At 66.4% G+C, this 22,971-nt stretch carries 20 protein-coding genes and 3 tRNA genes; 6 read left to right on the top strand and 17 right to left on the bottom strand.

Going from position 1 to position 22,971, the window contains the following annotated elements; genetic code table 11:
• Window positions 1-19: 19 nt before the first annotated feature.
• On the bottom strand, window positions 20-361 hold the full coding sequence (locus MJ122_RS02440; protein ID WP_088416575.1) for a tRNA-binding protein: 342 nt from the start codon (window positions 359-361) through the stop codon (window positions 20-22).
• A gap of 74 nt (window positions 362-435) precedes the next feature.
• Window positions 436-1,200, bottom strand: a complete 765-nt coding sequence (locus MJ122_RS02435) for an AraC family transcriptional regulator (RefSeq protein WP_239742095.1) — start codon at window positions 1,198-1,200, stop codon at window positions 436-438.
• Window positions 1,201-1,337: 137 nt separating this feature from the next.
• Here MJ122_RS02435 and MJ122_RS02430 point away from each other — a divergent pair, with 137 nt between their 5' ends.
• Window positions 1,338-2,147 carry a UDP-2,3-diacylglucosamine diphosphatase gene (locus MJ122_RS02430; RefSeq protein WP_088416577.1) on the top strand — a complete coding sequence of 270 codons (810 nt, stop codon included), beginning with the start codon at window positions 1,338-1,340 and terminating at the stop codon, window positions 2,145-2,147.
• The gene (locus tag MJ122_RS02425; protein WP_239742093.1) at window positions 2,144-3,175 is read left to right on the top strand and encodes a glycosyltransferase family 1 protein; all 1,032 of its coding nucleotides are present in this window, start codon (window positions 2,144-2,146) and stop codon (window positions 3,173-3,175) included. The genes MJ122_RS02430 and MJ122_RS02425 overlap by 4 nt, the downstream gene beginning before the upstream one ends.
• Here MJ122_RS02425 and MJ122_RS02420 read toward each other — a convergent pair whose 3' ends face one another.
• A complete protein-coding gene (locus tag MJ122_RS02420; RefSeq protein ID WP_017521910.1) occupies window positions 3,176-3,424 on the bottom strand; it encodes a hypothetical protein in 249 nt (82 codons plus the stop codon).
• A gap of 208 nt (window positions 3,425-3,632) precedes the next feature.
• On the opposite strand from MJ122_RS02420, the gene MJ122_RS02415 reads away from it, so the two are divergent.
• The gene (locus tag MJ122_RS02415; protein ID WP_239742091.1) at window positions 3,633-4,766 is read left to right on the top strand and encodes a GNAT family N-acetyltransferase; all 1,134 of its coding nucleotides are present in this window, start codon (window positions 3,633-3,635) and stop codon (window positions 4,764-4,766) included.
• 120 nt (window positions 4,767-4,886) lie between these two features.
• On the opposite strand, the gene MJ122_RS02410 is transcribed toward MJ122_RS02415, so the two are convergent.
• The 7 genes from MJ122_RS02410 to MJ122_RS02380 form a co-directional block, all read right to left on the bottom strand.
• A complete protein-coding gene (locus MJ122_RS02410) occupies window positions 4,887-5,450 on the bottom strand; it encodes a cytochrome b (RefSeq protein ID WP_088416579.1) in 564 nt (187 codons plus the stop codon).
• Between the two features lie 140 nt (window positions 5,451-5,590).
• Complete coding sequence (locus MJ122_RS02405) at window positions 5,591-6,865, bottom strand: AcvB/VirJ family lysyl-phosphatidylglycerol hydrolase (protein ID WP_088416580.1); 1,275 nt, start codon at window positions 6,863-6,865, stop codon at window positions 5,591-5,593.
• A 1-nt stretch (window position 6,866) separates the two neighbouring features.
• Complete coding sequence (gene mprF, locus MJ122_RS02400; RefSeq protein WP_239742089.1) at window positions 6,867-9,509, bottom strand: bifunctional lysylphosphatidylglycerol flippase/synthetase MprF; 2,643 nt, start codon at window positions 9,507-9,509, stop codon at window positions 6,867-6,869.
• 227 nt (window positions 9,510-9,736) lie between these two features.
• Window positions 9,737-11,170, bottom strand: coding sequence for an aldehyde dehydrogenase (gene aldA / locus MJ122_RS02395; RefSeq protein ID WP_239742087.1), 1,434 nt, complete (start codon window positions 11,168-11,170; stop codon window positions 9,737-9,739).
• 14 nt (window positions 11,171-11,184) lie between these two features.
• Window positions 11,185-11,985: an HpcH/HpaI aldolase/citrate lyase family protein gene (locus MJ122_RS02390; RefSeq protein WP_239742085.1), complete on the bottom strand. Its 801-nt coding sequence runs from the start codon at window positions 11,983-11,985 to the stop codon at window positions 11,185-11,187.
• Between the two features lie 58 nt (window positions 11,986-12,043).
• Entirely contained in the window at window positions 12,044-13,228 is a 1,185-nt protein-coding gene (gene rhmD, locus MJ122_RS02385; protein ID WP_239742083.1) for an L-rhamnonate dehydratase, read from the bottom strand.
• A gap of 13 nt (window positions 13,229-13,241) precedes the next feature.
• The gene (locus MJ122_RS02380; protein ID WP_088416585.1) at window positions 13,242-14,537 is read right to left on the bottom strand and encodes an MFS transporter; all 1,296 of its coding nucleotides are present in this window, start codon (window positions 14,535-14,537) and stop codon (window positions 13,242-13,244) included.
• Between the two features lie 134 nt (window positions 14,538-14,671).
• Here MJ122_RS02380 and MJ122_RS02375 point away from each other — a divergent pair, with 134 nt between their 5' ends.
• Window positions 14,672-15,604 carry a LysR family transcriptional regulator gene (locus MJ122_RS02375; protein ID WP_088416586.1) on the top strand — a complete coding sequence of 311 codons (933 nt, stop codon included), beginning with the start codon at window positions 14,672-14,674 and terminating at the stop codon, window positions 15,602-15,604.
• A 69-nt stretch (window positions 15,605-15,673) separates the two neighbouring features.
• On the opposite strand, the gene MJ122_RS02370 is transcribed toward MJ122_RS02375, so the two are convergent.
• The 3 genes from MJ122_RS02370 to MJ122_RS02360 form a co-directional block, all read right to left on the bottom strand.
• Window positions 15,674-15,750, bottom strand: a tRNA-Met gene (locus MJ122_RS02370).
• A gap of 116 nt (window positions 15,751-15,866) precedes the next feature.
• Window positions 15,867-15,943 (bottom strand) — tRNA-Met (locus MJ122_RS02365).
• Window positions 15,944-16,060: 117 nt separating this feature from the next.
• A tRNA-Met gene (locus MJ122_RS02360) sits at window positions 16,061-16,137 on the bottom strand.
• Between the two features lie 228 nt (window positions 16,138-16,365).
• Between MJ122_RS02360 and dinB the strand changes: the two genes are divergently transcribed.
• The gene (dinB, locus tag MJ122_RS02355; RefSeq protein WP_239742792.1) at window positions 16,366-17,442 is read left to right on the top strand and encodes a DNA polymerase IV; all 1,077 of its coding nucleotides are present in this window, start codon (window positions 16,366-16,368) and stop codon (window positions 17,440-17,442) included.
• Window positions 17,443-17,456: 14 nt separating this feature from the next.
• Here the strand turns inward: dinB and MJ122_RS02350 are convergent, their stop codons facing one another.
• The 4 genes from MJ122_RS02350 to MJ122_RS02335 all read right to left on the bottom strand — a co-directional run bounded on the left by MJ122_RS02350 (window position 17,457) and on the right by MJ122_RS02335 (window position 22,132).
• Entirely contained in the window at window positions 17,457-17,855 is a 399-nt protein-coding gene (locus MJ122_RS02350) for an META domain-containing protein (protein ID WP_088416587.1), read from the bottom strand.
• Window positions 17,852-18,292 carry a hypothetical protein gene (locus tag MJ122_RS02345; protein ID WP_045212435.1) on the bottom strand — a complete coding sequence of 147 codons (441 nt, stop codon included), beginning with the start codon at window positions 18,290-18,292 and terminating at the stop codon, window positions 17,852-17,854. The genes MJ122_RS02350 and MJ122_RS02345 overlap by 4 nt, the downstream gene beginning before the upstream one ends.
• 62 nt (window positions 18,293-18,354) lie before the next feature.
• On the bottom strand, window positions 18,355-19,344 hold the full coding sequence (locus MJ122_RS02340; RefSeq protein WP_239742081.1) for a 2-hydroxyacid dehydrogenase: 990 nt from the start codon (window positions 19,342-19,344) through the stop codon (window positions 18,355-18,357).
• Window positions 19,345-19,360: 16 nt separating this feature from the next.
• Complete coding sequence (locus MJ122_RS02335) at window positions 19,361-22,132, bottom strand: ATP-binding protein (RefSeq protein WP_239742079.1); 2,772 nt, start codon at window positions 22,130-22,132, stop codon at window positions 19,361-19,363.
• Between the two features lie 127 nt (window positions 22,133-22,259).
• Between MJ122_RS02335 and MJ122_RS02330 the strand changes: the two genes are divergently transcribed.
• Window positions 22,260-22,970: a response regulator transcription factor gene (locus MJ122_RS02330; RefSeq protein ID WP_239742077.1), complete on the top strand. Its 711-nt coding sequence runs from the start codon at window positions 22,260-22,262 to the stop codon at window positions 22,968-22,970.
• Window position 22,971 lies beyond the last annotated feature (1 nt).

Raw genomic sequence — 22,971 nt, 5'->3', positions numbered from 1 at the left:
GCACGAGGTGAAACGAAGTTCAGGCCAGCCGCGCGCCATTGGGCAGCGGTTTGTCGAAACCGGCCAGCACCACTTTCTCGTCGCTGTCGTAGGCGCCGGTGACCAGCACTTCCGAGCGCACCCCGGCGATGGATTTGGGCTCGAAGTTGCAAACGCACAGCACCTGGCGACCGATCAGCTCGTTGGCTTCGTAATGCGCGGTGATCTGCGCGCTGGAGGTCCTGATCCCCAGCGGGCCGAGGTCGACCCGGAGGATGTAGGCGGGCTTGCGCGCCTTCACGTTGGGTTCGGCCTGGACGATGGTGCCCACGCGCAGTTCGACGCGCTCGAAATCCTGCCACTCGATGGTGTCTGTCGACATCGCTGCTCCCGCTGGGTTATCCGGTTCGATGGCCGGCAGTCTAGGCCCTGGGCGCGCGGCTGTCTGTCGCGCGGCTAGCGGGAATTGTCGCGCGCCTGCTGGCGCAGTTGGCGCGGCGTGGTGCCGAACTGGCGCACCAGCGCGGCGGTGAAGGCGCTCTGCGAGGCGTAGCCGACCTGCGCGGCGATCTCGCCCACCGACTGGTGCGAGCCACGCAGCAGGTCGCGGCCCAGTTGCAGGCGGCGCCGGCGCACATAGTCCATGGGCGTCTGCCCGGTCTCCGCGAGAAAACGGGCATGGAAGCGCGCGGCGGACAGCCCGGCGAGCCGCGCCAGATCAGCGACTTGCAGCGGATGCGCGGCGTGGCGGTCGATGTAGCTGTCGAGGCTGGCCAGAGGCAGTTGTGCCGGTTCCTCGATACGCTGCTGGCCGGCAGCGAGGCTGGCGAGCAGCAGGATGGCGCCCTGACGCGCCAGCACCGGGTCATGCAGCGAGCTGCCGGCGAGCCAGTGCACCAGCTGTGCCTGGTCATTGCTGAGCAGGCGCTGACCGGGGGTTTCCAGCAGCCGGCGGCCAGCATCGCCGTGCAGGCCGAGACTGCCGATCAGGTCTTCCTCGTCTTCCAGGTCCACCACCAGGCAGCGGCTGCCGTCTGGGCTGGCGCAGGCGTGGTGCTCGTCACGCGGCACCACGGCGAAGGTCTGCCGGGTCACCAGGCTGCCGCGTCCGCCCACTTCGAAATCCAGGCTGCCGGACAGCCCCAGCACCAGCTGCGCATGGCTGTGGCTGTGGGCGAGGTGATCGTGGCTGTAGTGGCGCAGGGAGAGGATCTGGCTCATGCAAGGCGGCTTTCGTGCTGGCGGGCAGGCTGACAGTCTAGCGCGCTGCGGGCTGTCACGGGACTGTCGCCAGTCGGTCACCTTCGCTTCACCCCGTGGGTCGACACTCGGAGAAACCCCACTGGAGGTCGCCGACGATGAGCAGCGCGCAACGCATGACGCCGACGAAGAAGCAACGGGTACGCACCCTGTGGGTATCCGATGTCCACCTCGGTACCCGCGACTGCCAGGCCGAGCACCTGGCCGGCTTTCTCAAACGCTACCACGCCGACCGCATCTACCTGGTGGGCGACATCATCGACGGCTGGAAGCTGCGCGGCGGCATCTACTGGCCGCAGGCGCACACCAACGTGATCCGCCGCCTGTTGACCATGAGCAAGCGCGGCACCGAGGTGATCTACGTCACCGGCAACCACGACGAGTTCCTGCGCCGCTATTCCTCGCTGTTGCTGGGCAACATCCGCCTGGTGGACGAGATCGTCCACACCACCGCCGACGGTCGCCAGTTGCTGGTAATCCACGGCGACCAGTTCGACGTCATCACCCGCTACCACAGATGGCTGGCCTTCCTCGGTGACTCCGCCTACGAATTCACCCTGACCCTGAACCGCTGGCTCAACCACTGGCGCAGCCGCTATGGCTACGGCTACTGGTCGCTGTCGGCGTACCTCAAGCACAAGGTGAAGACGGCGGTGAATTTCATCAGCGACTTCGAGGAAGCCATCGCCCATGAGGTGCACAAGCGCGGCCTCAACGGCGTGGTCTGCGGGCACATCCACCACGCGGAGATCCGCCGGATCGGCGAGGTGGAATACCTCAACTGCGGCGACTGGGTGGAATCCTGCTCGGCGCTGATCGAACACTGGGACGGCAGCATCCAGCTCTATCGACTGGCCGAGGAGCAGGCGCGTGCGGAGCAGCCCGCGGTGGTCGAGTCGGCGGCATGAGGCTGCTGATCGTTACCGATGCCTGGCTACCGCAGGTCAATGGCGTGGTCACCAGCCTTAAGGCGCTGATAGGCGAGCTGGAAGAACTGGGTCACGTGGTCGGCCTGGTCACTCCTCAGGACTTTCGCCACCGCCCGTGCCCGAGTTATCCGGAGATTCCGCTGGCGTGGGACCTGTGGACAGTGGGCGAGAAGATTGCCGGCTTCGCTCCCGACTGCGTCCACCTCGCCACCGAAGGCCCGCTGGGCTGGGCCGCGCGGCGCTGGCTGATGCGTCGGGGCCTGAAGTTCAGCAGCGCCATTCACACACGCTTTCCCGAATACGTGAACACCCGCTGGCCCTGGCTACCGCTGGGCTGGGGCTATGCCTTCCTGCGCCGCTTCCACGCACCCAGTGCGGCTGTGCTGGTGAGCAGCGAGCGAATGCGCGGCACTTTCACCGAGCACGCCTTCGACAACCTCGCACTATGGCGCAAGGGTGTGGATATCCAGCGCTTCCAGCCGGGTGTGGGCGCACCACTGGAGGAGCCGGTATTCCTCTATGTCGGCCGGCTGGCACGGGAAAAGAACCTCGAAGCCTTCCTGGCGCTCGACCTGCCCGGACGCAAGCGCGTGGTGGGGGATGGCCCGCAGCGGGCCGAGCTGGAAGCGGCTTATCCACAGGCTGAATTCCTCGGCTATCGCCATGGTGACGAACTCGCCGAGGCCTATCGCAGTGCCAGTGTGCTGGTCTTCCCGTCGCTGACCGATACCCTCGGGCTGGTGATGTACGAGGCGCTGGCGTGTGGCACGCCGGTGGCGGCGTTCCCGGTGGCGGGGCCGCTGGATGTGCTGCAGCAGGGCGTCACCGGGGCGATGGACGCCGACCTGCGCAGCGCCTGCCTGCGGGCACTGGGGCTGGACCGCCAGGCCTGCGCGCAGTGGGCGCGCGGGCAGACCTGGCGGGCATCGGCGCAGGAGTTCCTGGCGCTGCAGGTGCGCCTGTCGGAGGTGCCGGTCAGTGACGAGCCGGGCTACGTGAACGGCTGATCAGAACAGCTGGCGATCGTGATCCAGGTTCTGGTCCACCAGCCATTTGCCGTGGGCGATGGAGGCGTGCTGGGCTTTCTCCAGGTCCGACATGAAGGCGTACTCCACCGGCAGCGTCTTGCGCCGGGTGGTCTGCCCGTCAGGGGCGGTGATATGGCAGCCGCCGGCCCAGGGGGTAGGCAGGCCGGGATGCTCAATGACGTCGGCGGTAATGGTGTATTTGCGGTATTCGCATTGCATCAGGCTCATGGGACGTCCTCCTGGCGAGGGCCGAAGGCCCGCGACGCACGCGGGCGGAACGAGGCCGGCGTCGCGCGCCGGCAAGCCTTGCTAACCCCCACCATAGTCCACCCGGCAGGCCTTTCCGGCGGATACCGACGAACGTGAATGTCACCTTCGCCGGAGATTTCCTGCCCGAATCTTCCCAATGCTGGCGCACCGCGCCAGACTGTCGGCCATGCCTATCCAGACCCTTTCCCGCCTCGCCGAAATCGACGCCCAGCAGTGGGATGCCCTGCTGCCGGACGACCAGCCGTTCCTGCGCCACGCCTTCCTCTCCGCCCTGGAGGACAGCGGCAGTGTCGGTGGCCGGACCGGCTGGAAACCCTCCCATCGCGTGCTGCTGGGCGACGACGGTCGCCTGCTGGCCGCCGCGCCGGCCTATCTGAAGAGCCACTCCTATGGCGAGTACGTGTTCGACTGGAGCTGGGCGGACGCTTGCCTGCGTGCCGGAATCCCGTACTACCCCAAGCTGCTGGTGGGCATTCCCTTCACGCCGGTCGGTGGTGCTCGCCTGCTGGGTACACCGGAAGCGGCGCTGAGCCTGGTCGGCGCTTTGGCGGGAGAGGTGGACGAGGGGCATTGTTCGGGTGTGCACGTGAACTTCACCGATGCTGCCGCCGATGCACTGCTGCGCGATGCCGATGGTTGGCTGGAACGCCTGGGCTGCCAGTACCACTGGAACAACCGTGGCTACCGCGACTTCCAGGACTTCCTCGACGCGCTCAGCTCGCGCAAGCGCAAGCAACTGCGCAAGGAGCGCGAGCAGGTCGCCGGGCTTGGGCTGGACTTCATCTGGATGGAAGGGCGCGAGCTATCCGAGGCGCACTGGGACTTCGTCTACGCCTGCTACAGCAGTACCTACGAGGTGCGCGGGCAGGCGCCTTACCTGAGTCGCGCGTTCTTCAGCCTGATCGGCGAGCGCATGCCCGAGGCCATTCGCGTGGTTTTCGCCCACCAGAATGGCCGGCCCGTCGCCATGGCCTTCAGCCTGCTGGCCGGTGATACGTTGTACGGCCGCTACTGGGGCTGTCTCGCGGAGTTCGACCGCCTGCACTTCGAGACCTGTTTCTACCAGGGCCTGGACTTCGCCATCGGCCAAGGCCTCAAGCGCTTCGACGCCGGGGCGCAGGGAGAGCACAAGCTGATCCGTGGCTTCGAACCCGTGATCACGCGCTCCTGGCATCGCCTGGGGCATCCGGGGCTGCGCGAGGCAGTGGAAGAATTCCTGGCGGGGGAGAGGGCGGGCATCCTGGCCTACGCCGAAGAGGCCCGCGCCGCGCTGCCATATCGACAGGGTGATTCCTTGTAGGAGCGGACTTTGTCCGCGATCGTTTTGCTGTCGTTCGGGCCAACCTGGGAGCGCAGCCAGCCGATCGCGGACGGAGTCCGCTCCTACAGGGAGGCGGCAGCAAGTACCTTGGGTAAGCCGTTACTCCGGCTTCGCCTCGCCCTTGCCCGGCAGCATGCGCACCAGGGTGTTGTCGCGGCTGATGTAGTGGTGGAACAGCGCGGCCAGCGCGTGCAGGCCGATCAGCCAGTAGCCGAGCACGGCGATGGTCTCGTGCCAGTACTTCACCTGCTTGGCCAGGTCCGGGTTCTTGTCCACCAGGTGCGGCAGCTCCATGCCCCAGAACGGCACCGGCTTGTCGGCGGCGCTGAGGATGATCCAGCCGGCCAACGGCAAGCCGATCATCAGGGCGTAGAGGGCCAGGTGCATCAGTTTGGCGGGGATCATCTGCCAAGCCGGCGGCGCGGGAACGATCGGCGGGGTGGGGTAGATGAAGCGGCCGATGATGCGCAGCCAGACCAGCACGAAGACGCTCAGGCCAAGCATGAAGTGCCACTGGGAGAACAGCGCGCGGGTGTCGCTGCCCTTGGGGAAGTTGGTGCGGTACTCCATGCAGAAGTAGGTGGCAGCGATCAGCACTAGCATGATCCAGTGCATGGCGATGGACAGGCTGCCATAGCGGGACGGGGTCTTGGACAGGCTCATGACGGTTCCTTGTGTGGCTCGGTATCGTGACGCCCCGCTCTGCGGCGGGGCTGCCAGTATCAGCATAGAGCCTTAACCCTGCCTGAAACACCGTGAAGGCAAAGTGAAAGGGCCGCAATGTGCGGCCCTTTTGACATCGGTCAGCCTTCGTCGTCGGCTGACTGGCGGGAGCGGATGGCGTTCACCAGGCGCTTGGCCAGGGCCGGGTAGTCCTCGTCGAAGTGATGGCCGCCGGGCAGCTGCAGGTTTTCGCCCACTGACTGCGGCTGGGTACAGCCGCTTTCGTCCTTCTCCTCGACGCCATACACGCAAAGCACTTTCGGCCCCGGCAGGCGGGCCATTTCCGGGCCGGTGGAGGCTTCCTGGCCGGCCTTGCCGAGCCAGCCCTGTACTTCGATCTCGAAGCTGCCGCTGCGGGCGAAGGCCAGCAGGATCACCGCGCTGACATCCTTCTTGGCGTCCGCCGGCAGGCGGTTGTAGATGGCCGGCAGCACGTCGGCGCCGAAGGAATAGCCGGCCAATACAAAGTGCTTGGCACCCCATTTCTCGCGGTAGTGCTGCATCAGCAGGGCGAGGTCGGCAGCGCTCTGTTCCGGGGTCTTGTGCTCCCAGAAGTAGCGCAGGGCATCGACGCCCACCACCGGGTAGCCCAGCTCGGCCATCTGTGCGGCGACGTCGCGGTCCAGATCGCGCCAGCCGCCATCGCCCGAGTAGAACAGGGTGACGGTTTCAGAAGGCTTGGCGGCCGGGACTTCCACCACCGGTACGTTGTCGCCGCCGCCTTGCAGCAACTGGCGCAACTGGTCGGCGAGGACCTTGGGCAGCGGCGTGTCGTAGTCGGTGATCACCGTCTCGGCGTTCTGCAGGCCGCGGGCGAAGCGCGCGCTGGCGTCGTCCGGGTTGTCGTTCCAGGCGGCCAGCCAGTGGCCGTGGGCGGCCGTGGTCGGCAGCGGGGTGGCGGCGCAGTCGGGCTTCTCCAGCGAGAAGCCGACCGACAGGGCCTTGGCCTTGTCGTCGGCCTGCCCGGCAAGCCAGCGGAAGGCCCACGCGCTGCCCGGGCCGATGCCCGCCACGAGGGTTGGCTGGCCGTCGAGGAGCTCGCCGGCGGCCTTGATACGGGCCTGCTGGGTGGCGCAGTCATTGTCCGGGAATACGAACTGCACCACGCGGGCGCCGCTGTCGTGGGCCAGGGCCAGCAACTGGCCGTCGTCGAGTTTCTGGTCGGCCTGTACGGCCAGCAGTACGCGGGCGTTCGGCGCCTTGCCGGGGATGGCCAGCGCGACGGCGCTGCCGTCAGCGAGTTGGCGGTGTTCGAGGGAAGCCTGGGAAGCCGGGCGGCTCCACAGCAGCAGACCCACGGCAATGATGATCAGCAGGAGGAGGGCGAGCAGGTGTCGCCAGCGTCGTTTCAACATATCAGCGTTTTACCAATCCACTCAGGCCGCCTGCGATGAGGGCGGCCGTATCGGCCAGGGCCACCAGCGGATCCAGTCCGGCGGGCACGGCCAGGTAACGGGGTTCCCAGTCGGGCTGGAACTTGTCCTTGAAGCGCCGCAGCCCCTGGAAATTGTAGAACTGCTCACCCCGGCGAAAAACCAGCGCGCCGAGACGTTGGGTCAGCGGGGCGCCTCGGCGCGGCTGCAAGCCGGCCAGGGGCACCATGCCGAGGCTGAAGCGGGTGTGCCCGCTCTCCTTGTAATGCAGGATCAGGCCGAGCATGAGGAATTCCATGGTCAGCTTGGGGGCGTCGGGGGCCACGCGCATCAGGTCGATGCTCGCCAGTTCCTTGCCGGAAGTTTCCAGCAGGTTGGCGAAGGCCACGGCGCGGCCCTGGAAGCGGACCACGACGACGCGGAAGTAATGCAGGTATTCGGGGGTGAAGCGGCCCAGGGAGAAACCCTTCTCGCGGACGTTCTTGCCGCCCAGCCAGGCATCGGAGATGGCTCGCAGCTCTTCCATTGGCGCCTGCCCGGCGTCATGGAATTCCAGGCTCAGGCCGTCGCGCTGGCCGCGGTTCCAGGTGTAGCGCAGGTCCTTCATCTCCTTGCCCTTGCTCTCCAGGTCGAAGCGGCGCAGATCGACCCGCGCCTCCTCGCCGAGCTTGAGCGCGGTCAGGCCGATGTCCATGTACAGCGGCAGGTTCTCTGCGCGCACCTGGTAGAACACCGGTCGCGCGTGGTGCAGGTCGCACAGGTCGCGGAACTGCCAGATCAGTTCGGCGCGGGCCTGGGCCGGGCCGACCGGATCGAACAGCGCTACCAGGCTGCGGCCGCGGCGGGCGTACATCAGGAAGGCGTCGTTGCCCTCATGGAACAGCAGCGCCTTGTCACCGGACAGGGCGAGGCCGCCGTCGGGCTGTGCGGAGCTGGCCAGGATACCGGCGGCGGTATCCAGTTCCTCGCGGGTCGGGGCGTGGATCGCTGGCGGCGCGGTGCGCAGCAGCCAGTACAGCGCCAGTGCCGCCAGCAGCAGGCAGCTGCCCAGCGCGGCGCGCAGGCCGCGAGGGGCGTCGGCATCGAGGGCGAACTGCCACCAGAGTTCGTGGCTGTAGGGCACGTCCTGATAGGCGAACAGCAGCAGCCAGATCGATGCGGCGATAACACAGGCCGCCGCGCCCAGGTACAGCGGCGAGAAGGGCAGGTCCATCAGGCGGCTGCGGCGGTAGAAGGCGCTGCGGAAGATCACCAGCAGGGCGGCGGTGCAGCTGAGGATCAGCGCCTCTTCCCAGTCGAAGCCCTTGAGCAGTGACAGAACCGCGCCGGCGCTGAGCAGCCCGATGGTCAGTGCCCAGGCGGCGGACAGGCGGCGGCGCAGGCCGTGGGCGAGCAGCAGGCAGAGCACGCCGATCAGGCTGGCGGCCAGGTGCGAGGCATCGATCAGCCGGTGCGGCACGAGGAAGCCGACTTCGTCCAGGCGGGTGTCGATGGACGGCGTGGCGCCGGAGAACAGCAGCACGATGCCGGAAATGAACACCAGCAGGGAGAGAATCTGCGCGGCGAAGCCGGAGGTGATGCGCACCGCCTGCTTGGCCACCAGCACCCGGCGGGCTTCGAGGAACAGCAGCAACAGGCAGGCAACGATCAGCGGCAGCACCACGTAGATCAGGCGGTACAGCAGCAGAGCGGCGGCCAGCGGCGCGGCGCCCAGCTGGTTGGCGAAGGCGGCCAGCAGCACGGCCTCGAACACGCCGACGCCGCCGGGCACGTGGCTGAGCACGCCAGCGGCCAGGGCGATCAGGTACACCAGCAGGAAGGCGCCGAAAGGCGGGGCCTCGGGCAACAGCAGATAGAGCACGGTGGCGGCGGCCGCCACGTCCAGCGCGGTGATCAGCAGTTGCAGCAGCGACAGGCGCAGGCCCGGCAGGCGCAAGGTGCGGCGACCGAAGCGGACCAGGTGGCTGTCGGGCGAGGGCTGCTCGGGCAAGCGGCGGCGTTCTATACCGACGACCAGCAGCAGGCAGAAGCCGATGATGCCCAGCGCCAATACCGCCACCAGCCACTCCGGCAGATGCAGGGCCAGCGAGGCGTCGGAGAGGTCGCTCAGCGCGGCGAGCGCCGCCAGCACCGGCAATGCGCAGCCCAGCGACAGGCTGGCGAACAAGGTCATCAACGCGACGTCGCCAGCGCCCAGCCCCTGGCGGGCATAGAGGCGATAGCGCACCGAGCCGCCGGAAAGCATCGACAGGCCCACGGCATTACCGATGGCGAACGCGGAGAAGCCGCCGGTCAACAGCGCCGGGACGGGCAGCTTCACGCCAGCGAAGCGGCTCGCCGACCATTCATAACCCAGCAGGAAGACGAATCCGACCACGGTGGCGGCGAAAGCGCCGAGCAGCGAGGTGGTGGGCACGTCGAGCAGGGCGTCGTGCAGGGAGTAGGCGTCGATGTCGCGCAGCAGGTGATAGCAGGCGATCAAGGCGAGGCTGAACAGCACCAGGGTCACGCCCAGGCCGAGTGCCTGGCGGTTGGCATTGATCCAGTTGAGCCAGGTCGCTCGGGTGGGAGCGCCTTCGGTGGCCGGTGTCTCGGGTGTCTCAGGTGTGGCGGGGTTGGCGCTCATCGGGCACCTCAATCGATTTAGCGCGACAGAGTAGGGGCACTGACGCGAATTCCCAAGTCCCGGAAGCTTATTTATTTCAGGGCCGAAGCGTAATGAGGAATACCGTCCAGGGAAAATCTATACGTTGCACAACGATATAGCTTGCCGGAGCGGAAAAACGGGGGCGGGAGGAAAGCGGGACAGGACCGACCGCCGGATGGACGGTCGGTCTGTGGGCAGGGCGTTCTTCAGGACTGCAGGTAGACGGCCTGGGTATGGGTGTATTCGTAAAGCCCGTGCTTGCCGTCGGCGCCGCCGACACCTGATTTGCGGACCCCGGCGTGGAAGCCCTGCATGGCCTCGAAGTGCTCGCGGTTGATGTAGGTTTCGCCGAAGTCGATCTCGCGGATGGCGTGCATGGCCTTGTTCAGGTCGCGGGTGAAGATCGACGAGGTCAGGCCGTACTCGCAGTCATTGGCCAGGGCGATGGCCTCGTCGAGGCTGTCGACGACCTGGATCGGTAGTACAGGGCCAAAGATTTCCTGGCGCATGATGGCCATGTCGGCTCGGCAGTCGGCCAGCACGGTCGGCTGGTAGTGGAAGCCCTGCCCCCGTTCGGCGATATGGCCGCCGGTCACCGGGCTGGCTCCCTCGGCGAGGGCCGTGCGCACCTTCTCGGCGACTCCGTCGAGCGCTCGCCGGTTGATCAGCGGGCCCATCTCCACCGTCGCATCGGCCAGCGGGTCGCCGAAGCGGGTGGCCGCCATCGCGGTAGCGATGCGCTGGGTGAACTCATCGGCGACGCTGCGCTCGACATACACGCGCTCCGCGCAGTTGCAGACCTGGCCGCTGTTGATGATGCGTGAGTCGCGGATGGCCCGGACTGCCAGGTCCAGGTCGGCGTCGGCGAGGACGATGGCCGGCGCCTTGCCGCCCAGTTCGAGGTTGAGCTTGGTCAGGTTGCCTGCGGCGGCGGCCATGATCCGCGAGCCGGTGGCGACACTGCCGGTGAAGCTGATCATGTCCACGCCTGCATGGGCGCTGAGCGCAGAGCCCACCCGACCGTCGCCACTGACTACGTTGAAGACGCCGGCGGGCAGGTCGGTCTGCGCTACCAGGCGGGCGAACTCGAAGCAGTTGTTCGGGGTTTCCTCGCTCGGCTTGATCACGATGGTGTTGCCGGTGACCAGGGCTGGCGCCATCTTGCGGGCAATCAGGAAGAACGGGAAATTCCAGGGCAGGATGCCGGCGACGACGCCCAGCGGCTTGCGGAACAGGAAGATGTTTTCGCCAGGGCGGTCGCTGGTGATGATCTCGCCTTCGATGCGGCGAGCCCATTCGGCCATGTAGTCGAGGTAGTCGGCGGTGAACTGCACCTCGACCTCGGCCAGCGAGAGAATCTTGCCTTGCTCCAGGGTAATGGTGCGGGCCAGGTGGGCGGCATGTTCGCGGATGCGGCTGGCGATCTGACGCAGGTAGCCGGCCCGCTCCGGGGCGGTTTTACGCGCCCAGTCGCGCTGCGCCGTGCGGGCGCTGGCGATGGCCTGCTCGACGCTGTGGGCGTCGCTGGCCGGCACGCGGGACAGGCGTTCGCCGGTTGCCGGGTTGAATACGTCGAGATGTTCGGCGCTGTCGGTGAAGCGTCCGTCGATGTAGTTCTGGTAGGTCGCAAGCGATGGCATGAAGGGCTCCGGGGTCAGTAAGTGCGCGACTGGGGGGCCGCCTGGGCAGGCGCCCGGTAGGTGGCGAGGTTGGTCAGGGCCGCTTGGCGCAGCAGGCTGATGTCGATGCCCACGGCGATGAACTGGCAGCCCCAGCCCAGGTAGCGTCGGGCGTCCTCTTCGGCGGGGGCGAGGATGCCGCAGGCTTTGCCGGCGCCAAGGGTGGCCTGGACGGTGGCGCGGATCTGTTCCTGGACCGAGGGGTGGCCGGGGTTGCCGGCGTGGCCGAGACTGGTGGACAGGTCGGCAGGGCCGATGAATACGGCATCGACTCCCTCCACCTCGGCGATCTCGCGGGCGTTCTCCACCCCCCGGCGCGACTCGACCTGCACGATCAGGCACAACTGCTGGTGGGCGGTGGCCAGATAGTCGGGTACGCCGTCCCAGCGTGTCGCGCGGGTCAGGCCGCCGCCCACGCCGCGGATGCCGGCCGGCGCGTAACGCATGGCGCGGACCAGGGCGCGGGCCTGCTCAGCGCTTTCCACCTGAGGCACCATCAGGGTCTGCGCACCGAGGTCGAGCACCTGCTTGATCAGCGCCGGGTCGTCATTCACGGTGCGCACGATGGGCGACGTCGGGTAGGGGTACACCGCCTGGAGCTGGTTGAGGATGCTGGGCAGGGTGTTCGGCGCATGTTCGCCGTCGATCAGCATCCAGTCGTAGCCGATTCCGGCGACGATCTCCGCGGCGTAGGCGTTGGCGAAACCGGCCCAGACGCCGAGCAGCGGCGCGGATCCGGACAGGGCTGCCTTGAAGGCATTGGCGGGCATCTGCATGACAGGGTATCCAGGGTAGGCGCCGCTTCCAGGCCATCAGCCGGGAAGCGGCGTCGATTCAGTGGGTGTAGGGGCGGTGGAGGGCGCAGGCGGGATTCAACTCGACGCCGAAACCGGGCTTGTCCAGGCGCGACAGGCGCAAGCGGCCTTGTTCCGGCACCGGTTCGCCGAGCAGTTGCGGATGGAACATCGGCACCACTTCGTCGGCCTTGGGCGCCATCATCAGGAACTCCGCGAACGGGCTGTTGGTGCGGGTGGCGACGAAGTGGTAGCTGTACACCGAGGAGCCGTGGGGGATCACCAGGGCGCCGTGGGCATCGGCCAGGGCGCTGATCTTCAGCAGTTCGGTGAGGCCGCCGCACCAGCCGACGTCCGGCTGGATGATGTCGCAGCAGCCCATCTCCAGCAGCATGCGGAAGCCCCAGCGGGTCGCCTCGTGCTCGCCGGTGGTGACCAGCATGCCGGTCGGCGCCTGGCGTTTCAGGGCCTGGTAGCCCCAGTAGTCATCCGGCGGCAGCGCTTCCTCGATCCACTTCAGCCCGTAGGGCTGGGCGGCGTGGGCCAGGCGCGTGGCGTAGTTGAGGTCCAGGCTCATCCAGCAGTCGAGCATCAGCCAGAAGTCCGGGCCGACCCGCTCGCGCATCTCGGCGATCATCCGGATGTTCTTTTGCAGGCCTTCCTCGCCCTCGGCAGGGCCGTGGTGCAGGGGCATCTTGCCGCCGATGAAGCCCATCTGCTGCGCCAGGTCCGGCCGAGCACCGGTGGCATAGAACTGCAGTTCGTCGCGCACCGCGCCACCGAGCAACTGGTGCACCGGCTCCTGACGGACCTTGCCGAGCAGGTCCCAGAGCGCCAGGTCGACGCCGGACAGGGTATTGATCACCAGGCCCTTGCGGCCGTAATAGAGGGTGGAATGGTACATCTGGTCCCAGATGCGCTCGATGTCGGTGACCCGGGCCCCTTCAAGGAAGCGCGCCAAGTGCTTTTCGACGATGAACGCCGCCGGTTCGCCACCGGTGGTGACGGCGAAGCCGACGTTGCCGGCGGAATCCTCGATTTCCACCACCAGGGTGCCCAGCACATTAATACCGAAGCTGCGGCGGCTCTGGCGGTATTCGGGGTACTTGCTCATCGGTGTGGCAATGTGATCGTCGATCCAGTGGCCGTCGGACTGGTCGTGGTAGTCGGCGCCGCCGCCGCGCAGAACGAAAGCGCGGACCTGCTTGATGGTCGGGATGCTCATGGAGTGACTCCGGTCAGTGGGCTTGTGACTGGGAAGCCGCGGGCTGCGGGTGCCGGCGAGGAATGCCGAGGATCAGCGCGGCGGCGATAAAGGTGGTGACGGTGAGGGTGTAGAGCCCGGCAGCGGGAGAGTGCAGCGCCTGCTCGGCCCAATTCTTCAGGTTGGGCGCGAGGAAACCGCCCACCGCGCCGAGGGAGTTGACCAGGGCGATGGCGCCGGCTGCGGCACTACCGCTGAGGAAGCTGGAGGGGAAGGTCCAGAAGATCGGCTGCACGGCGATGAAGCCGGCGGCGGCCAGGCACAGTGCGAGGATGCCGATCAGCGGGGAGGACACCGACACCGAGACGGCGATACCCAGGCCCGAGGCAATCAACGCCAGACCCGCCATCAGGCGACGCTGGCCGCGACGTTCGGCGAAGCCCGGCAGCCACCAGGCGGCCAGCAGTGCGCAGAGCCAGGGGATGGCGCCCACCACGCCGACCAGCAGGCCGACCTTGCTGCCGAGCAACCCTGCCACCTGGCTCGGCAGGTAGAACACCACGCCGTAGACGCTCATCTGGATCAGCAGGTAGATCAGTCCCAGGTAAAGCACCGCCGGTTGGCAGAGGACTTCCAGCAGCCGGCCGTGGCTCTGCTTGGCGCTGTCCTCGTTGTCCAGGGCCGCTTGCAGCAGGCGCCGCTCCTCGGGCGTCAGCCAGCGGGCGTCGGCCGGACGGTTGTCCAGGTACCAGTAGGCCCAGATGCCCACGGCGGTGGCCATCAGGCCCTCGACTGCGAACAGCCATTGCCAGCCATGGAAGCCGCCGCTGCCGTCCAGCTCCAGCAGCAGGCCCGACAGCGGGCTGCCAAAGATGAAGGCCAGGGGCGCGCCGAAATAGAAGAAGCCCATGGCCCTGGCGCGGGCGTAGCTGGGGAACCAGTAGGTGAGGTAGAGGATCACTCCGGGGAAGAAGCCTGCCTCGGCGACACCGAGCAAGAAGCGCAATACGTAGAACGTGGTCTCGTTGTGGGCGAACACCATGGCAGCCGAGATCAGGCCCCAGGTCACCATGATCCGGCACATCCACAGGCGGGCGCCGACTTTGTGCAGGATCAGATTGCTTGGGACTTCCAGCAGGGCGTAACCGGCGAAGAACACCCCCGCGCCGAAGGCGAAGGCGGCATCCCCGATGCCCGTATCGGCCTGGAAGGCCTGTTTGGCGAAGCCGACATTGGCGCGATCGAGGAACGCCATGATGTACATCAGCAGCAGGAAGGGCAGTAGCCGCCAGGAGACCCTGGCCAGCAGAGAGGCAGGAAGTTTAGCCACAGCAGTCACCTTTTCTTGGATTTGGTTGGTGCAGCGAGGTGTTGTGGCCCGACTCTAGGTGCGCTCAGCTATGCGTGACTAATCGTATTTTGTTTAATATCGATACCTTTGTGTTATCGATAGGGAGTTCACCGATGTCGCCGCCGGGCCATCACCATCTGTTCGCCCGCCTTCGCTATAAGCACCTGCAGATGCTGCTGACGCTGGGGGCGAGCCAGAACCTGCACCGTGCGGCGCAGGGCATGAACATCTCGCAACCGGCAGCGACGCGGATGCTGCACGAGATCGAGGACATGTTCGGCTGCGAGCTGTTCGAGCGACTGCCGCGCGGCATGCGCCCGACTGCGCTGGGGCAGGAGTTGCTGCGCTTCGCTGAGTTCGCGTTGAGCGGCCTGGACCGTGTGGCGTCGGATCTTCAGGCACGCCAGCAGGGGGGATACGGGCATCTGGCGATCGGCGCGATCATGGGCGCGGTGCCGGATCTGGTGATGGCCGCGGTGGCGGAGATCAAGGAGCGCCAGCCGCAATTGCAGATCCGCATCATGGGCGACACCAGCGACCAGGTGATCCAGTTGCTCGAACAGGGGCGCATCGACGTTGGCATCGCCCGGCGCAATGCGATGAGTGACCGCGGCCAGTACGAATTCGAGCCGCTGGGCAACGAGAAGCTGCTGGTGGTGGTACACAAGGGACACCCACTGATACGCCGGCGCCGCCTGGAATGGGCTGAGTTGGTGCGTGACTGGCCGTGGATCCTGCAGCCGGCAACCAGCCCTTCGCGGATTGCCTTCGATCGGCTGCTGCACGAACTGGCGCTGCCTACACCCGCGGACGTGATCGAGTGCAGCTCGGTGTACGCCATGCAGCAACTGATCCAGCTGATGCCCGCAGTGATGTTGTTGTCCGAATCGGCTTTGCGCGATTACCTGCGAATGGGGCTGGTCAAGGCATTACCGGTCCAGGTGTCGGCGCAGATGGAGCCGTTCGGCATGCTGAGGCGCCGGGACGAGCCGGTGAGTCGTGAGCTGGCGCTGTTCATGAGCCTGCTGCGGCGGCACAGCGAGTAGGGCGGGGAAGATTTTTTCGCAGGCATGAAAAAAGCCCTGACGGCGGACCGTCAGGGCTTTTTCGGTGTCTGGTTGCGGGAGCAGGATTTGAACCTACGACCTTCGGGTTATGAGCCCGACGAGCTACCAGACTGCTCCATCCCGCGGCGGCCATTCTACGGATATGAAGCCTTGTGTCAAACGATATTTCGTTTTCGATCAAAGATTTAAGCGCGCGCAAACGAAAAAGGGCCACTCCGAAGAGTGACCCTTTTCCTGTGTCTGGTTGCGGGAGCAGGATTTGAACCTACGACCTTCGGGTTATGAGCCCGACGAGCTACCAGACTGCTCCATCCCGCGACGGCCATTCTACGCAGGTGAAAGGTCTTGTCAATCGATATTTCGCTTTCGATCAATAATTTAAATCGCGCGCAAACGAAAAAGGGCCACTCCGAAGAGTGACCCTTTTTCTGTGTCTGGTTGCGGGAGCAGGATTTGAACCTACGACCTTCGGGTTATGAGCCCGACGAGCTACCAGACTGCTCCATCCCGCGGCAGCTATTCTACGCCGATGGGCCGGGGTGTCAATGAAAATCGGGGAAAAGTGATTTTTTATCAAATATTTAGCGGCGGTGTGGGGCGGCGGTGTGGGGCGGCGGTGTGGGGCGGCGGGGTGGTGATCCGGAGGCGGGATTTTCCAAGCTGTGGATAACCGAAGCGACGGCTTTTTGCATTACCATGGACGGGTTTTCCGCCGCCATTTCGGGTGGCTTCCGCTGGTGATGCAGGCACCCTTCTTCGTGACACGGCAGAGAAAGATCATCCACATCGATTGCGACTGTTTCTATGCCGCCATCGAGATGCGCGACGACCCCAGCCTCGCGGGCAAGCCGCTGGCCGTGGGTGGCTCGCCGGACAAGCGTGGCGTGGTCGCGACCTGCAACTACGAGGCACGGGCCTACGGGCTGCACTCGGCCATGGCCATGCGCACGGCGGTGAAGCTGTGCCCGGACCTCACCATCGTGCGCCCGCGCATGGATGTCTATCGCGAGACCTCACGGGACATCCACGCCATCTTCCGCGACTACACCGATCAGATCGAGCCGCTGTCCCTGGACGAGGCCTACCTGGACGTCAGCGACAGCGAACGCTGCGGCGGCAGCGCCACGCGCATCGCCCGGGAGATTCGCCAGCGGGTCTGGGAGACCCTGCACATCACGGTGTCCGCCGGGGTGGCGCCGAACAAGTTCATCGCCAAGATCGCCAGCGACTGGCGCAAGCCCAACGGCCTGTTCGTGGTCACGCCGGACGAGGTGGACGGCTTCGTTGCCGAACTGCCGGTAAAGAAGCTGCACGGCGTGGGCAAGGTTACCGCCGAGAAGCTCGCGCGCCTGGGCATTCGCACCTGCGCGGACCTGCGCGACTGGTCGCGCATTCAGCTGGCCAAGGAGTTCGGCAGTTTCGGCGAGCGACTCTGGGGGTTGTCGCGGGGCATCGACGAGCGCCCGGTGCAGGTGGACAGTCGCCGCCAGTCGATCAGCGTGGAGAACACCTTTGACCAGGACCTGCCAGACCTGGCGGCCTGCCAGGAGGAGCTGCCCTCATTGCTGGGTGAACTGGAGCGGCGCATGACGCGCCTGGACACCAGTTACCGACCGGGCAAGCCGTTCATCAAGCTGAAGTTCCACGACTTCACCCAGACCACCCTGGAGCAGGCGGGCGCGGCGCGGGACCTGGAAAGCTACCGGCTGCTACTGGGGCAGGCCTTTCAGCGTGGCAACAAGGCGGTGCGGTTGATCGGCGTGGGCGTGCGCCTGGTCGATCTGCGCGGTGCCCACGAGCAGCTCACGCTCTTCTAGCGCTTGCCGGCAGGTCAGCCTTCGGGCCACAGGCGCATGGCGCGACCCGACACCGGCCACAGGCGCAGCTCGCCTTCTTCGGTGATATCCCAGCGCTGCACTTCGCCGAGCATCTTGAGGAACTGCTGTTCCTGCTCCATCACCAGGTCGGCGCACAGCTTGCGGGTGGCGCCGGGCTGGCCGAAGGTCAGCTGCTCGCCTTCGAGCCTGTAGCTGGCGAACCAGTGGTTGCAGCCGGCGCTGCCGTAGGCTCGGCCGTTGCCGTCCAGGGTCAGGCTGATATGCGTGTAATCGAGCAGCGGGCGCTCGCCGACCCATTCCACGCGGTAGGTCTGCTCGGTTTCGGGGACCGGCTTGCTGGCGCAGCCGGCCAGGGCCAGCGCGGTGCAGGCGCTGGCGATCAGGGCTTTCATGCAGTCTCCTTGCTCTGGCAATCCGGGCAGAGGTGGCGATTGCCGACCTTGGCCCATCCGAGTTCGGCGATGCGCTGCTCGGCGGCGGGCTGCTGGGCAGCCTTGCCGAGGGTGGCATCGACGGCGAATTCGAAGTCCAGTGTAGCCTCGCAGCCGTCGCAATTGACCTTCCACTCGTGGATACCCAGTTCACGGAACACCGGACCCTTGGCCACGGCCATCCACTGCCCCGGCGGGTTGATCAGGTGTCGGACCTTTTCCACTTCCAGCGTCATGCTCAGGCTTTTGCTGCCCTTGAGGCTGACCAGCATTGTGTCGCCGGCCTTGATCGAGCCACCGATGCCGGTGACCTGGTAGCGGCCCGGAGTCAGTGCGCGGCACTCATTGAGGGTGAATTGCGGGTTGAGCAGGGTGTAGCGGAAATCGTGCTGGGCCATGGGTCCTCCGGGAAAGCGCGGCATTCTAGGGCGCGTGGCGTGCGGATGCGAGCGCCTTCTGCTCAGTTTTTCACCAGGTTGACCGGATTGCCGGCTTGCCAGGCGGCGATGTTGGCCAGGGTGGTCTGGGCGATTCCGGCCAGCGCCTCGCGGGTCAGGAAGGCCTGGTGCGCCGTGATGATCACATTGGGGAAGGTCAGCAGGCGCGCCAGTACATCGTCCTGCAGCGGCTGATCGGAGCGGTCGGCGAAGAAGATGTCGGCTTCCTCTTCGTAGACGTCCAGGCCGAGGTAGCCGAGCTGGCCGCTTTTCAGCGCCTCGATCAGCGCCGGGGTATCGACCAGTGCGCCGCGGCCGGTGTTGATCAGCATGGCGCCGTACTTCATGCGCGCAAGGCTCTGGGCGTTGATCAGGTGTTTGGTCGCCTCGTTGAGCGGGCAGTGCAGGCTGATGATGTCGGATTGCGCGAGCAGCTCGTCCAGTTCGACGAAGCGGCCGCCCAGGGCCTCGATGGCGCGGTTGGGGTAAGGGTCATAGGCCAGGATGTGGCAGCCGAAGCCGCTCATGATGCGGGCGAAGACTTCGCCGATCTGCCCGCTGCCGATGATCCCGACGCTGCGCCCGTGCAGATCGAAGCCGGTCAGGCCGTGCAGCGAGAAATCGCCTTCGCGGGTGCGGTTGTAGGCCCGATGCAGGTGCCGACACAGTGCCAGGACCAGCCCTACGCCATGTTCAGCTACGGCGTGGGGCGAATAGGCCGGTACGCGCACGACGGCGAGCCCCAACGCTTGGGCGGCGGCCAGGTCGACATGGTTGTAGCCGGCCGAGCGCAGGGCGATCAATTTCGTACCGCCGGCCGCCAGATGTTCCAGCACCGGGCGTGACAGGTCGTCGTTGACGAAGGGGCAGACCACTTCGAAGCCCATGGCCAGGGCGACGGTGTCCTCGCGCAGCTGCGCCTGCTGGAAATGCAGCTCGAAGCCGTGGTCGCGATTGGCGGCGAGGAAGCTGTCGCGGTCGTAGGTCTGGTTGCTGAACAGGATGATGCGCATCGCTTGGATTCCGTCCTCAGTGCGTCTGGCCGGTTTCAACTTCGAGTCGGCCCTCGGTCGCTTGTGCCAGCTCGGCCATGGCCTTGTCCAGTTCGTCCAGCGCGGCTGGGGCGTCCGGTTCGTTCTGCTTGAGCAGCGTCTCGGCGCGCTGGCAGGCGGCGCGCAGCATCGGCACGCCGCAGTAACGGGTGGCGCCGTGCAGGCGGTGGATGCGTTCGAGCAGGGTATTGCGGTCGTTGCGCTCGCGCGCCTGGCGGATCACCTGGCGGTCCGCGGACAGCGAGGCAAGCAGCATGCCGAGCATGTCGGCGGCCAGTTCCGGCTTGCCGGCGGCAAGGCGCAGGCCTTCCTCCGGGTCCAGTACGCTGAGGCCTTCCAGGGAAGATTGGGCCGGGCGTGGACGCTCATCGCGCGGCTCGCCCAATGCCAGGCCGGTCCACTTGAGGATCACCTGGACTAGCTGGCGCTCGTCGATCGGCTTGGTCAGGTAATCGTCCATGCCGCCCTGCAACAGGGCGCGCTTCTCGTTGGCCAGGGCGTGGGCGGTGAGGGCAATGATCGGCACGGGGCTGACCTCGCGTTCGCTTTCCCAGTGGCGGATCGCCTCGGTGGCCTGGCGGCCGTCCATGACCGGCATCTGCACGTCCATGAAGACCAGGTCGAAGCGCTCGCGCTGCACTGCCTCGACGGCGGCCAGTCCGCTGTCGACGGCGAGGACCTCGGCCCCCAGGTCGGTCAGCAGGGTCTTCACCAGCAGCAGGTTGGCCGGGTTGTCGTCGACGCAAAGCAGGCGCGGCGTGCGTTCCAGTACGCCGTTGACGCTCTTCTCGCGGCGGCTCGGGCGCAGGTGCAGGAGTTCATTCATCGCCTGCTGCAGCTTGCGGGTGCAGGCGGGTTTGCTCTGCACCTGGGCATCGGGCAGCACATCGTTGTAATGCGCCTGCTCGATGGTCGGGCAGAGCACCAGGCTCTTGCAGCCGTGCTGTTCCAGCTCGCGGATGGACTGGCGCAGTGCCTCGGGCGGGTGGTCCGCAGCGGTCACGCCCAGCAGCGCCAGGGTGATCGGCGCCTTGTCCGCCGGCCCGTCCAGCAGGGTCTTCTGCAGCGTGGCGAGGTCGGGGAACTCGGTGACTTCCAGGCCGCAGTCTTCCAGCTGGTGGTGCAGGGCGGTACGCGTGAGTTCGTGGGGCTCGTACAACGCCACGCGCAGACCGCCGGCCAAGGCGTGGGGCAAATCGTCGCCGTCGTCGCGGGCCTTGGGCAGGTTGAGGCTGATCCAGAATTCGGAGCCGTCGCCGGCGCTGCTTTCCACGCCGATCTCGCCGCCCATCTGTTCGATCAGGCGTTTTGAGATCACCAGCCCCAGCCCGGTGCCGCCGGCCTGGCGCGACAACGAATTGTCGGCCTGGCTGAAGGCCTGGAACAGCGCACGCAGGTCGGCGTCGGTCAGGCCGACGCCGGTGTCCTGCACGCTGATGCGCAATTGCGCGCGGTCGTCGCTTTCGTCCTCGAGCATGGCGCGCACGGCGATGCTGCCATCGTGGGTGAACTTGATGGCGTTGCTCACCAGGTTGGTCAGCACCTGCTTCAGCCGCTGCGGGTCGCCCACCAGCTGCAGCGGGGTGTCGCGGTAGATCAGGCTGACCAGCTCCAGGTGCTTCTCGTGGGCGGCGGGGGCGAGGATGGTCAGGGTGTCCTGGATCAGCTCGCGCAGGTTGAACGGGATGTTCTCCAGCACCAGCTTGCCGGCCTCGATCTTCGAGAAGTCGAGGATCTCGTTGATGATCCCCAGCAGGCTCTCGGCGGACTTGTGGATGGTGGAGAGGTAATCCTGCTGGCGGCTGGTCATCTCGCTCTTCTGCAGCAGGTTGGTGAAGCCGAGGATGCCGTTGAGCGGGGTGCTGATCTCGTGGCTCATGTTGGCGAGGAACTCGGACTTGATCCGGCTCGCCTCCAGGGCCTCCTTGCGCGCCAGGTCCAGCTCGATGTTCTGGATCTCGATGGTCTCCAGGTTCTGCCGCACGTCCTCGGTGGCCTGGTCGATGTTGTGCTGCATTTCTTCCTGGGCGCTCTGCAATGCTTCGGCCATGCGGTTGATGCCGCCGGCCAGTTCGTCCAGTTCATGGCTGCCCAACGCGGGCAGGCGGGTTTCCAGGCGACCTTCCTTGAGCTGCGCGACGCCCTGGGCGATCTGCCCCAGCGGCGCGTTGATCGCGCGGCTCATGCGCAGGGCGAGGAGGGCGGTAACGGCCAGGCCCGCGCCGATCAGCAGCAGGCTGGTGAACAGGCTGCGGTAGCCGCGCAGCAGGGTGCCGTGGTGCGACAGCTCCAGCTCGACCCAGCCCAGCAGCTTCTCGGCATCGTCGTCCGGGTCGCCGGACAGGCTGCGGTGCTTGCCCAGCACCGGCAGGAGGAAGTGGGTGGTGTCCAGGTTGCTCGCCATGCTCAGGTGCGAGCCGTCTCCACTGGGCATCGGCGTCAATATGCTGGGGCCGGCATGGACCAGCCTTTCCCTGTCCGGATTGAGGAAAGTCACGGCGCGCACGTCGGGCTGGTCCAGCGCCTCGTTGGCGATGCGCTCGAGCAGCTCGTTGTTGTGGTTGGCCATGGCCGGGGCGGACAGCGGCGCCAGTTGCTCGGCGATCAGTTGGCCGCGCTCGATCAACTGGGCGTGCATGTCCGACAGCTGCACCCAGGTGAAATAGCCGCCCAGCACCAGCGCCAGCAGGCTGGTGGGCAGCAGGGTGAGCAGCAGTACCCGTCCCTTGATGCCGAGATCCTTGAACACGCGCTTCCTCCGATGCGTTTATCCCCGGCAGTGTAGCGGTTCGGACCTTCGGCGGAAGCCCTTTGCCTTGCCGGGAGCGCGTGGAATCGTGAATACTTCACGCAATTGCTAATCACTCTTATTTAATATGAATGTCATCGCTTCCTCCGGCTTGCGCCTGCTGACCATCGAGGACGACCCGACCCTGGGCGCCCATCTGTCTTCCCATTTGAGCGAACGCGGCTTCGAAGTCACCTGGTGCCAGGATGGCAACGAAGGGCTGGCCCAGGCGCGCGGCGGCGACTACGACCTGGTGCTGATGGACATCATGTTGCCCGGAACCGGTGGCCTGGACATCCTCCGCACCCTGCGCCGCGAGCGCGCGGTGCCGGTGATCCTGATGTCCGCCCTGGGCGCCGAACAGGATCGCATCGCCGGTTTCTCCCAGGGTGCCGACGACTACCTGCCCAAGCCCTTCAGCCTCGCCGAGCTGAGCGTGCGCGTGGACGCGGTGCTGCGCCGTGTGGCGCTGGAGCGCGGCAGCCAGCCCCTGAGCTCGGCCCCGACCGGGCTGCAGATGGACCCGCTGAAGGATGACGTCGCCCTCGATGGCCTGTGGGCCGGCCTGACCGGCACCGAGTACCGCCTGCTGGAAACCTTCCTCGGCAGCCAGGGCGAGACGCTGAGCAAGCCCTTCCTTTATCAGCACGTGCTGCACCGTCCCTTAACCGCCCACGACCGCAGCCTGGACATGCACGTCAGCCACCTGCGCCGCAAGCTGCAGGCCATCGGCTACGTGCGTCACCAATTGCATACCGTCTGGGGCAAGGGCTACGTATTCGCCGAGGCCGAGGACTGAC

The organism is Pseudomonas sp. DP-17 (genome assembly GCF_022380625.1).
In the GTDB taxonomy this organism is placed as follows: Bacteria; Pseudomonadota; Gammaproteobacteria; order Pseudomonadales; family Pseudomonadaceae; genus Pseudomonas; species Pseudomonas nitroreducens_A.
The sequence above is the reverse complement of the archived record's forward strand: the minus strand, read 5'-3'. Positions and strand labels throughout refer to the sequence as shown.

Bases quoted from the DNA above. Each gene is read 5' to 3' on its own strand.
- MJ122_RS02440 (WP_088416575.1), bottom strand. From the start codon at position 361: ATGTCGACAGACACCATCGAGTGGCAGGATTTCGAGCGCGTCGAACTG.
- MJ122_RS02435 (WP_239742095.1), bottom strand. From the start codon at position 1,200: ATGAGCCAGATCCTCTCCCTGCGCCACTACAGCCACGATCACCTCGCC.
- MJ122_RS02430 (WP_088416577.1), top strand. From the start codon at position 1,338: ATGAGCAGCGCGCAACGCATGACGCCGACGAAGAAGCAACGGGTACGC.
- MJ122_RS02425 (WP_239742093.1), top strand. From the start codon at position 2,144: ATGAGGCTGCTGATCGTTACCGATGCCTGGCTACCGCAGGTCAATGGC.
- MJ122_RS02420 (WP_017521910.1), bottom strand. From the start codon at position 3,424: ATGAGCCTGATGCAATGCGAATACCGCAAATACACCATTACCGCCGAC.
- MJ122_RS02415 (WP_239742091.1), top strand. From the start codon at position 3,633: ATGCCTATCCAGACCCTTTCCCGCCTCGCCGAAATCGACGCCCAGCAG.
- MJ122_RS02410 (WP_088416579.1), bottom strand. From the start codon at position 5,450: ATGAGCCTGTCCAAGACCCCGTCCCGCTATGGCAGCCTGTCCATCGCC.
- MJ122_RS02405 (WP_088416580.1), bottom strand. From the start codon at position 6,865: ATGTTGAAACGACGCTGGCGACACCTGCTCGCCCTCCTCCTGCTGATC.
- mprF (WP_239742089.1), bottom strand. From the start codon at position 9,509: ATGAGCGCCAACCCCGCCACACCTGAGACACCCGAGACACCGGCCACC.
- aldA (WP_239742087.1), bottom strand. From the start codon at position 11,170: ATGCCATCGCTTGCGACCTACCAGAACTACATCGACGGACGCTTCACC.
- MJ122_RS02390 (WP_239742085.1), bottom strand. From the start codon at position 11,985: ATGCAGATGCCCGCCAATGCCTTCAAGGCAGCCCTGTCCGGATCCGCG.
- rhmD (WP_239742083.1), bottom strand. From the start codon at position 13,228: ATGAGCATCCCGACCATCAAGCAGGTCCGCGCTTTCGTTCTGCGCGGC.
- MJ122_RS02375 (WP_088416586.1), top strand. From the start codon at position 14,672: ATGTCGCCGCCGGGCCATCACCATCTGTTCGCCCGCCTTCGCTATAAG.
- dinB (WP_239742792.1), top strand. From the start codon at position 16,366: ATGCAGGCACCCTTCTTCGTGACACGGCAGAGAAAGATCATCCACATC.
- MJ122_RS02350 (WP_088416587.1), bottom strand. From the start codon at position 17,855: ATGAAAGCCCTGATCGCCAGCGCCTGCACCGCGCTGGCCCTGGCCGGC.
- MJ122_RS02345 (WP_045212435.1), bottom strand. From the start codon at position 18,292: ATGGCCCAGCACGATTTCCGCTACACCCTGCTCAACCCGCAATTCACC.
- MJ122_RS02340 (WP_239742081.1), bottom strand. From the start codon at position 19,344: ATGCGCATCATCCTGTTCAGCAACCAGACCTACGACCGCGACAGCTTC.
- MJ122_RS02330 (WP_239742077.1), top strand. From the start codon at position 22,260: ATGAATGTCATCGCTTCCTCCGGCTTGCGCCTGCTGACCATCGAGGAC.